This is a genomic window from Dolichospermum circinale AWQC131C, assembly GCF_000426905.1.
Lineage (GTDB): Bacteria > Cyanobacteriota > Cyanobacteriia > Cyanobacteriales > Nostocaceae > Dolichospermum > Dolichospermum circinale.
Genome location: NZ_KE384622.1, coordinates 1 through 5,758, shown reverse-complemented (window position 1 = coordinate 5,758; position 5,758 = coordinate 1). Strand labels below are relative to the sequence as shown.

Sequence of the window (5,758 nt, the reverse complement as noted above, 5' to 3'; positions counted from 1 at the left end):
GGACATCATTTTGTAAATCTGAAAACTGAGATGTAAATTCTTCTCCAGATTTTTCTAAATTGTCTATAATTTGCTGTTGTCGTTGAATGGCTGTATTTTGTAATTCTGTAAGTTGCTGAGAAAATTCACCTTGGGATCTAGATAAATCCTCAATAAATTGATATTTCTGGATTTGCGTATCAGTCTTTAATTCAGTAACTTCAGATTTAAATAGATTATTGAGATTTTCGATATTGTTGATAACTATATCTTTTTGATTTTTAACATCTAATTGAAATTGAGATAATTCACCGGTAAATTCTACTTGTAATTTGACTAAATTCTCAAAAGTCTGATATTTTTGTGCTTGAGCTTCTGACTCTACTACCTGAAATTGAGATATGAGATTACTGCGAGATTGTTCAATGTCAACAATAGCAATATCTTTTTGATTTTCCACCTCTAACTTGAGTTTGATAAATTCAGAAAATAGCTCAGTTTCTAATTTTTTGATATTGTCAATTGTAATTTTTTGCTGTTGAGCAGATAAATTTAATCGTTCTAATTGAGTATTCAATGTAAACTCTAAATTACTGATATTTTCTTGAGCAGATTTGACCTCAATTTCCAAAGCTGTTAAAAACTCTTGTTTTGATTTAGGTAAATCAGATAAAAGCATGGATAAATTTTCTTGTTCACCCTGAATCTTTTGTTTAAAATTATCAACTTCTTGCGCTAATTCTTGCGTAGTATTTTGAGATTCTCGAATCAGGTTTTTAGCTTCTGTTTGAACTGTAGTTAATTGAGTTTGCAAATTTTCAATCCCTTGAATTTGTTGCATTCCTCGTTCTACAATTTCCCTAATTATAGCTCGACGAAAAAACCATAATACCGCAATTAAAGCTACAGGAAATAAACTTAAAATAGTTAACCAAATATTGATTAAGGTATTTGTGCGAGTAAAAGCAATTTCTAAATCAGATTTGACTGGTTTTTGCGCTAATTTTTCCTGGTGCTGATTTGATAGTACCTGAGCGGTAGCAGATGGTACAATGCTTTGACTAATAAAAGCCGTTAATAGCAGTAAAGGTGAAAAGAAAATGGTGCTTTTTAAAGCTATATTTGATAATATGGGCTTTTTGTTCTTCATGACAATTTTCCCTAGCAGGTGGTTAGTTTTGATAACGGTGTGTTTATACTGCATCTATGATAGATGATTGGTGTCAGGTTACTGAATTTTTAGGCTTTTCGATATTAACAGATTTGGGGACAAATATCACCTATTCTAGGATGGAATTATGGATCAATCGAAGAGAGGACATCTAGAATTAACCCCTGGTTGCTTTTCAAGCTGAAAGGGCTTAAAATGATTAAAAGTAAAATCTAAGAGTTAAAGTAAATTCTGTGTTGGATTACATAACTGCAAATCTACCACTGTTTGCGAATCTAGATAGAAAACTAGTAGTGAAAATAGACGATATTGGTGAAGTTAATTTCCAGCAAGCAAATTTTCTCATCAATGGAGAAGCTTTAAATTCTCTAAAAAAACTACCAGATTCATTAGTGCAAACGGTGATCACAAGTCCTCCTTATTATGGTCAAAGAGACTACTGTAGAGAAGAACAAATTGGAATTGAAGAAAATCCAGATGAATACGTAAACAAACTTTTAGAAGTATTTGATGAAGTCAAAAGAGTTTTAAAAGAAGATGGGACGCTTTGGATCAATTTGGGTGATAAATATATAGATGGAAATTTAGCAGGACTACCTTGGAAATTGGCATTAGCTCTTAAAGAAAGAGGATGGATTTTAAGATCGGATATTATCTGGTATAAACCTAATGCCATGCCATCTTCTGTTAAAAACCGTCCAACAACTGATCATGAATATATATTTTTATTTGCCAAAAGTTCCAAGTATTACTATGATGCAGATGCTATTCGTGAACCTCATGTAACTTTTTCTGAAAATAGTAAAATGCGGGGAGGACGCAATCATTTAGGTAAAAAAGGAGGAACTCCAGAACAAGGCAAAAATTCAGGTAATTCTAATTTACATAACGGCAGATGGGACCAAGCATTTCATCCTCAAGGTAGAAATAAAAGAACAGTTTGGGAAGTTCCTTTATCTAAATTTAGAGATGCACATTTTGCTGTTTTTCCAGAACAATTAATAGAACCATGTATTTTAGCGGGTTCGTCTGAAGGGGGAATAGTTCTTGATCCTTTTTTTGGTGCTGGTACTGTAGGATTAGTTTCTATGAAGAAAGGACGTAAGTTTATTGGTATTGAACTTAATGAAGATTACTGTAAAATTGCCATCAAGCGAATTTTTTCAACATAATTATTCAATTGATTGGAAAATATCTAAAATCTCCTTGAGTTTATGATTCAGTAATGGTTCTAATTCAATTATTTGATTGGGATTTTTATCAATGTGAATAAATTCTTGTGATTTCAGGGAATCAAAATCTATTTTCCATGCTTCAGCTATGATAATTGGAATACATTTATATCCATCATTTTTGGCTTTTTCAATTGCTTGGTTAATATCTCTGGTAAAAAGTAAAGCGTGACCACCACCAGTTGTTTCTCTGGTTTTAACTGGAATTAAAATTGTTCCTTTCTCTCCCATAATCGTTACATCATAAGTCTCACCACCAAGTTTAATTTGATTTTCTCCAATTCTCAGTTTTATATTATTATTTTTGAATATTTCTTTCAAATTTGTGCGAATAATTGCCTCAAATAAATTTCCTTTTATAGCTCGACGGCTTCCTTCTAATCGTTCCATCATAACTTCGCAAATAGGAAACCATTCCCATCTTTCTGGTTCAGGTAAAATAGTAGATACATATTCACGCACATGATTTAAAAGTATGGCTTTACGCTCATTAGCTGTTCCATCAATATTTTTGAGTATGTTTTGTAATCTTTGTATGGGAGCATCCCTAAAAATCCAACCTAAAAACAGCCATTTTGCTTTACTTTGAGGATATGGACGAGCAATTCCGTCATATAAATTTAGGTCTTTGGGAACTTTGCGCTTTAAATATTTTAGTAACACTTGTTGTGCTTTGGATGAATTTTTTTCAATAACAAATTCATGTAGATTACTATAATTTTCTGATTCTATAAAGTTAATAAAATCATCAAAAAAAAGCTTATTTGAGTTAGCAATAATTGCCAGTTCTTTCAATCTGATATTATCAGCAATATTAGTCATTAAAAAACTCTCTAGGTGAAATATTTAACGCATTTGCAATTTTATGAATATTAACAAGACTAATATTTCTTTCTCCCCGTTCTACCCCTCCTACATAACTCCGGTCTAAGTTACATAAATGCGCTAATTCTTCTTGAGATAGACCCATATTTTCCCTAATTTGACGTAGACGATGACCAAATTCTTTTTGGACGTTTTTACTGTTAGATGTTGTCATAAAGACAATTAAAAGCTATTAATGTCTTTAAGTCCACGGACTTTAAGTACCATAATCATGTCTAATGAAGTATTAATCTTTCCCCAAAGATAACCTATATAATTTGACATAGTAGTGTACAGAGTGCAGAAACCATGAAACAAAGATACAAGAAAGGCTTACAAACATTGATTAGTTTTAGCTTATTTACCACCTTCCTCGCTCCTTATGGAGTTACAGCTACTCCTCCACGGACTCCAGATAAAACGGTCAACTGTGAGCTTCTAGTCGTGGGTGGTGGACTCTCAGGAGTAGCAACAACTTATGAAGCTTTACTTATGGGAAGAACAGTTTGTTTAACAGAAATAACCGACTGGTTGGGAGGACAAATTTCCTCTCAAGGAACATCTGCATTAGACGAAAGACCAACTCAACGATCTAAACAATTCTATTCTCGCGGTTATTCCGAATTAAGAAACCGCATTGAACGCAAATATGGTAAACTTAACCCTGGTGATTGTTGGGTAAGTGATTCTTGTTTTCTCCCTGGTGATGCTCATGATATTATCACAAAAATGCTCAAAGATGCCGAAAAGAAAGGTAAGGGAAAATTACAATTTTTTCCGAATACAGTAATTAAAGATTTAGAAATTAGTCCAGATGGCAAAATTATTAATAATGCGATCGCAATTCAACATCAACCATTACCAGGTACACCACCTTTAAATACTAATACTTTATCCCAAACTATTGCAGATGCTTATAGTTATAAAAACTCATCTCTGTTGAGTAAAACTATTATTCGTTTTCTTCCTAAACAAACTCCCAATAAGTTAAGAAAATGGTATGTTATAGACACAAGTGAAACTGGAGAAATTGTTGCTTTAGCAGATGTTCCTTACCGTTTAGGAATTGATGCACTTTCTCACCTTGAACCTTCATCTTCTAGCACAACCAATGATCCTTATTGTACTCAAGGTTTTACTTATACCTTTGCTATGGAGGCAACAAAATCACCGCAACAAATCACAATGCCGTCATTTTATCCCCAATATGCACAATATTTTAGTTATGAATTAAAACGATTAGCAAACTTTGATTTAGTATTTACCTATCGCCGAATTTGGAGTCCCCAAACAGGACAATTAACTAACTTTAATGGTGTGAAATTTACCGTACCCACACCAGGGGATATTTCCATGCAAAACTGGACTTGGGGAAATGATTACCGTCCAGGAACAGCCGCAGATAATCTGATTTACACTCGTCAACAATTAGAAAATTCTGGACAATTAAAACCAGGAGGTTGGCAAGGTGGACTACGCACAGAAACCCTCCGCAAAGCTGAAGAAAAGGCTTTTTCTTATTTTTATTGGTTGTATGCAGGAACTACAGATTCTCAATTAGGAAAAGGGGTGAAACAACCGCAGAAAAATATTCGTTTTTTAACAGGTTTAGATTCACCTATGGGGACAGTTCATGGTTTATCTAAATACCCCTATATGAGGGAAGGAAGACGTATTATTGGCCGTCCTAGTTGGGGACAACCGGAAGGTTTTGGGATTTGGGAAGTTGATATTTCTCGTCGTAATTATAATGATGAATATTATCGAAAAAATCTGCCAGCAAATATGTATCGCAATTTAAAAGCAACAGTGGCTGGTTTAGAAGTAACATCTGTAATTATGGGTAAAATTTCCCCAGAAAAAGTTGTTCGCAGAAGTCGTTCTACAATTTATCCTGACGCTGTAGGTATTGGTCATTATGCGATAGATTTTCATCCTTGTATGACAAAAACTCCAGCGGAATTACCTGGTAATACGGAACGTGCGGGAGAAAGAAGAGGTGCGGGTTTTGCTTATCCTTTCCAAATTGCACTCCGGGCAATGATTCCCCAACAAATTGATAATTTATTGGTAGGAGGAAAAAGTATTGCTACTAGTCATATTGCTGCTGCTGCTTATCGCGTTCATTCTTTTGAATGGTCTGCTGGTGCTGCTGCGGGAACTGTGGCTAGTTTCGCGCTAAAACAGGGAATTGACCCCTATGAATTGGTTAATGATTTACCTAGACAAGAACCACAATTAGAAATTTTAAAACAGATTTTGAACGAAAATGGTAATCCTACGGCTTTTCCTGATACTTCTATTTTTAACCAAAATTGGGATGATTGGCGCTAGATAAAATGTGATTCTAAAAACAATATTCCCAGATACCCAACTTCTCAAAAAAGTCTGGTATCTGAAACTCAATCTGGTAGAAATTCAGAATTGAGGGTTTGTTCGCAAGTGTATGGACATACAGCAGTTTCCGAAGTTATGAGGTACAGTTAGTAATAATAAAGATAATACTGTCATG

4 protein-coding genes and 1 pseudogene are annotated in these 5,758 nt (G+C 34.1%); 2 read left to right on the top strand and 3 right to left on the bottom strand.

What is annotated here, in order from left to right:
* Positions 1–1,129 (bottom strand): annotated as a pseudogene (locus ACIR131C_RS26080) (tetratricopeptide repeat protein); the annotation flags it as partial.
* 314 nt (positions 1,130–1,443) lie between these two features.
* Between ACIR131C_RS26080 and ACIR131C_RS0114130 the strand changes: the two are divergent.
* Positions 1,444–2,322 (top strand): DNA-methyltransferase, encoded by an 879-nt coding sequence (locus tag ACIR131C_RS0114130; RefSeq protein WP_051347567.1) that lies wholly within the window; start codon positions 1,444–1,446, stop codon positions 2,320–2,322.
* Here ACIR131C_RS0114130 and ACIR131C_RS0114125 read toward each other — a convergent pair whose 3' ends face one another.
* Both ACIR131C_RS0114125 and ACIR131C_RS0114120 read right to left on the bottom strand, forming a co-directional pair.
* Positions 2,323–3,204 carry a hypothetical protein gene (locus ACIR131C_RS0114125; RefSeq protein WP_028090725.1) on the bottom strand — a complete coding sequence of 294 codons (882 nt, stop codon included), beginning with the start codon at positions 3,202–3,204 and terminating at the stop codon, positions 2,323–2,325.
* Complete coding sequence (locus ACIR131C_RS0114120) at positions 3,197–3,421, bottom strand: helix-turn-helix domain-containing protein (RefSeq protein WP_028090724.1); 225 nt, start codon at positions 3,419–3,421, stop codon at positions 3,197–3,199. Before ACIR131C_RS0114120 ends, ACIR131C_RS0114125 begins: the two co-directional genes overlap by 8 nt.
* Positions 3,422–3,555: 134 nt before the next feature.
* Between ACIR131C_RS0114120 and ACIR131C_RS0114115 the strand changes: the two genes are divergently transcribed.
* Positions 3,556–5,580, top strand: a complete 2,025-nt coding sequence (locus ACIR131C_RS0114115; RefSeq protein WP_028090723.1) for an FAD-dependent oxidoreductase — start codon at positions 3,556–3,558, stop codon at positions 5,578–5,580.
* Positions 5,581–5,758: the final 178 nt, after the last annotated feature.

Bases quoted from the DNA above. Each gene is read 5' to 3' on its own strand.
- ACIR131C_RS0114125 (WP_028090725.1), bottom strand. From the start codon at position 3,204: ATGACTAATATTGCTGATAATATCAGATTGAAAGAACTGGCAATTATT.
- ACIR131C_RS0114120 (WP_028090724.1), bottom strand. From the start codon at position 3,421: ATGACAACATCTAACAGTAAAAACGTCCAAAAAGAATTTGGTCATCGT.
- ACIR131C_RS0114115 (WP_028090723.1), top strand. From the start codon at position 3,556: ATGAAACAAAGATACAAGAAAGGCTTACAAACATTGATTAGTTTTAGC.